This window comes from Monashia sp. HAY1-5C, assembly GCF_056755255.1.
This window is the reverse complement of the sequence record NZ_JBPGXG010000230.1, coordinates 1-3297: the sequence shown is the minus strand read 5'-3', so window position 1 is coordinate 3297 and position 3297 is coordinate 1. Positions and strand designations below refer to the sequence as shown.

4 protein-coding genes are annotated in these 3297 nt (G+C 74.3%); all 4 read left to right on the top strand.

Annotation, left to right across the window (positions count from 1 at the left end; genetic code table 11):
• On the top strand, positions 1–1614 hold a 1614-nt coding region (locus tag ACR9ZK_RS21110), incomplete at its 5' end, for a DEAD/DEAH box helicase (RefSeq protein WP_481343929.1).
• 76 nt (positions 1615–1690) lie between these two features.
• Entirely contained in the window at positions 1691–2251 is a 561-nt protein-coding gene (locus tag ACR9ZK_RS21105) for a YqgE/AlgH family protein (protein WP_481343928.1), read from the top strand.
• Positions 2252–2253: 2 nt separating this feature from the next.
• Complete coding sequence (locus ACR9ZK_RS21100) at positions 2254–3111, top strand: glutamate racemase (RefSeq protein WP_481343927.1); 858 nt, start codon at positions 2254–2256, stop codon at positions 3109–3111.
• A partial coding sequence (locus tag ACR9ZK_RS21095) for a DUF3039 domain-containing protein (protein ID WP_481343926.1) occupies positions 3108–3297 on the top strand: 190 nt, incomplete at its 3' end. The genes ACR9ZK_RS21100 and ACR9ZK_RS21095, both read left to right, overlap by 4 nt.

Sequence of the window (3297 nt, the reverse complement as noted above, 5' to 3'; positions counted from 1 at the left end):
GACCGTGGCGACCGCGGCTTCCAGCGCCGTGACGACCGTCCCCGCTTCGACCGGCCCCGCTTCGAACGCGACGACCGCTTCTCCGGCCGCGACGCCGACCGCGCCCCGATGAGCTTCGAGGACGCCGAGGCCGAGCGCATGGACGCCGACACGTGGACCAAGGCCACGCGCAAGCCGGTCTCCGACGGCCCCGTCGAGGTTGCCGCCGACAACGGCTTCGCCGCCCTCGGGCTGCCCGAGCGGCTCGTCGAGCGCCTCGCCCGCGACGGGATCACGACGCCGTTCCCGATCCAGGCCGCGACGATTCCCGACGCCCTCGCGGGCAAGGACGTCCTCGGCCGTGGCCAGACCGGCTCGGGCAAGACCCTCGCGTTCGGCCTGCCGCTCATCGCCCGCCTGCTCGAGGCCGAGGCGCCCCGCCGCCCGCGCCGGCCGCACGCGCTGATCCTCACGCCGACGCGTGAGCTGGCCATGCAGGTCTCCGACGCCCTCGAGCCGCTCGTGCACGTCACCGGTCTGCGCCACAAGCTCGTGGCGGGCGGCCTGAGCTACACGACCCAGATCAACGCGCTCAACAAGGGCGTCGACATCCTCATCGCGACGCCGGGCCGCCTCAACGACCTGCTCGAGCGCGGCGCCGTCGAGATGGACGACATCACCATCACGGTCCTCGACGAGGCCGACCACATGGCCGAGATGGGCTTCATGGCCGAGATCACGACGACCCTCGACCGGATTCCCGCCGAGGGCCAGCGCCTCCTCTTCTCGGCGACGCTCGACCGTGGCATCGACGACCTCGTCGCGAAGTACCTCGACGAGCCGGTCGTCCACTCGACCGACGACGCCACGGCCTCGGTCGAGACGATGGAGCACCACGTGCTCCTCATCGACCCGCAGCACAAGAAGGTCATCACCGCCGAGGTCGCCAACCGGGAGGGCCGCACGGTCGTCTTCTGCCGGACCAAGCTCGGCGCCGACCGCATCGCGCTGCAGCTGCGTGAGCAGGGCGTCATGGCCGCGGCGCTGCACGGAGGCCTCAACCAGGGCCAGCGCAACCGCGTCCTCGGCGCGTTCCGCGACGGCACCCTGCCGGTGCTCGTCGCGACCGACGTCGCCGCCCGCGGCATCCACGTCGACGACGTGTCGGTCGTCCTGCAGGTCGACCCGCCGGCCGACCACAAGGACTACCTGCACCGCTCGGGCCGCACGGCCCGCGCCGGTGACAAGGGCACCGTGGTGACCCTCGCGCTGCCGCACCAGCGCAAGACGATGGAGCGCCAGCTCAAGGACGCCGGCCTCGACATCGCGCCGGTCCGGGCCACGCCCGGCGACGCGATCATCGCGGCCACCGGCGCCGCGACGCCGAGCGGCGTCGCGATCGCCGAGGAGGACTTCCAGCGCCTCATCGCCGGCCCGAAGCAGCACCGACGCGGCCCGGCCGGCCCCCGCGGCCCGCGCCATGGCTCGCGGGACGGCGTCCGCCCCCACCACGGCGGCCACCGCGACCGTGACGGGCGCGACGGTCGTCGCGGCCGCGACCGCGACCGCGACCAGGGCCTGGTGTCCCGCTGGGGTGACGACGAGCGTCCGAACCGCCGCGGCGCCCGCTTCTGAGCAACCCGGAGAACCATCCCGTCGCGACGCCCCGCGGCGTCGGCGACCCGATCGGCCGGTGTGGAAGGCTGGGCCCGTGAGCCCGCGCTTCCACACCGGCCGTCTGCTCGTGGCAACGCCCTCCGTCGGCGGCGACGTCTTCCACCGCTCGGTCGTGCTCATGCTCCACCACGACGAGGGCGGCGCCCAGGGCGTCGTGCTCAACAAGCCCCTGACCGCGGGCGTGGACTCGGTCCTGCCCGGGTGGGAGCGCGTCGTCACGGCTCCGCAGGTCATCTTCCAGGGCGGCCCGGTGTCCACCTCGTCGGCGCTGGGCATCGTCACGGTGCCCGGAGACGTGCCCGAGCCGCTCGGCGTCAAGCGCCTCTTCGGCTCGATCGGGCTCGTCGACCTCGACGTGCCGACGCCCGTCGTCGCGGCCGAGCTGGCGGGGATGCGGATCTTCGCCGGCTACTCCGGCTGGGACGCCGGGCAGCTGGAGGGCGAGATCCTCCGGGGCGACTGGTACGTCGTCGACGCGGAGGTGCGCGACGCGTTCACGTCCGAGCCGGACGACCTGTGGCGGGCCGTGCTGCGCCGCCAGCGCGACGGCCTCGCCTACGTCGCGAGCTTCCCCGACGACCCGACGATGAACTGACGGTGCCACCCTTGGACCTCATCGGCCCCACCGCGCCCTCTGTCCAGCCGTCCGCGCCGTCAACCCCGCGGAGGCGTGTCGCCTTCGTCGACAGTGGTCTGGGCCTCGTCGCCTACGCCGACGCCCTGCAGACGCTGCGTCCCGACCTCGGGCTCGTGCTCGCGATGGACCCGGACAACATGCCGTACGGGCCACGCACCCCCGAGGACGTGCGCCACCTCGTCCTCGACCTCGCCCGGGCCGCGCTCGAGCACGCCCCCGACGCGGTGGTCGTCGCGTGCAACACCGCGTCGGTGCACGGGCTCGACGCCGTACGGGCCGAGCTCGAGCCCGCGGTGCCGGTCATCGGCACCGTCCCGGCCATCCGCCCGGCCGCTGCCGGCGGGGGACCCGTCGCCGTGTGGGCGACGGCCGCCACGACCTCCAGCGACTACCTGCGCGGCCTCGTCGACGCGTTCGCAGCCGACGTCGAGACCCACGCGGTGGCGGCGCTCGGCCTCGCCGAGGCCATCGAGTCCGGTGACCTCGACGCCATCGACGACGCGGTCGCCGCGGCGGCCGAGCGCACGCCGCCGGGGGTCCGCTCGCTCGTCCTCGGCTGCACGCACTACGGTCTCGTCGCGGACCGGATCGCCGCCGCCGTCCCGGTCGGCGTCACGATCTTCGACTCCCCGGTCGCCGTCGCCCGCCAGACCCTGCGCCGCCTCGGGCTGGCGGCCGACCCCACGGCCCCGCGGGCCGGCGTCGAGGCCGTGCTGCTCTCCGGGACCCCGGGCGCGCTGCCCGGGGTCCTCGCCACCTATCCGGCCGGTGCACGGCTGCTCGAGGGCGCCGCGTCCCGTCCTACACTCGCGACATGAGCACGATGCCTCCCGACCCCTTCGAGAACGAGCCGCAGCCGCTGCGCAGCACGGGCACGGCGACGATCGAGCGCGAGGAGGTCCGTGAGGAGCTCCAGGAGCCGGGCGACCACGAACGCTTCTCGCACTACGTGCGCAAGGAGAAGATCCTCGAGAGCGCCCTGACCGGCGAGCCGGTCGTTGCAC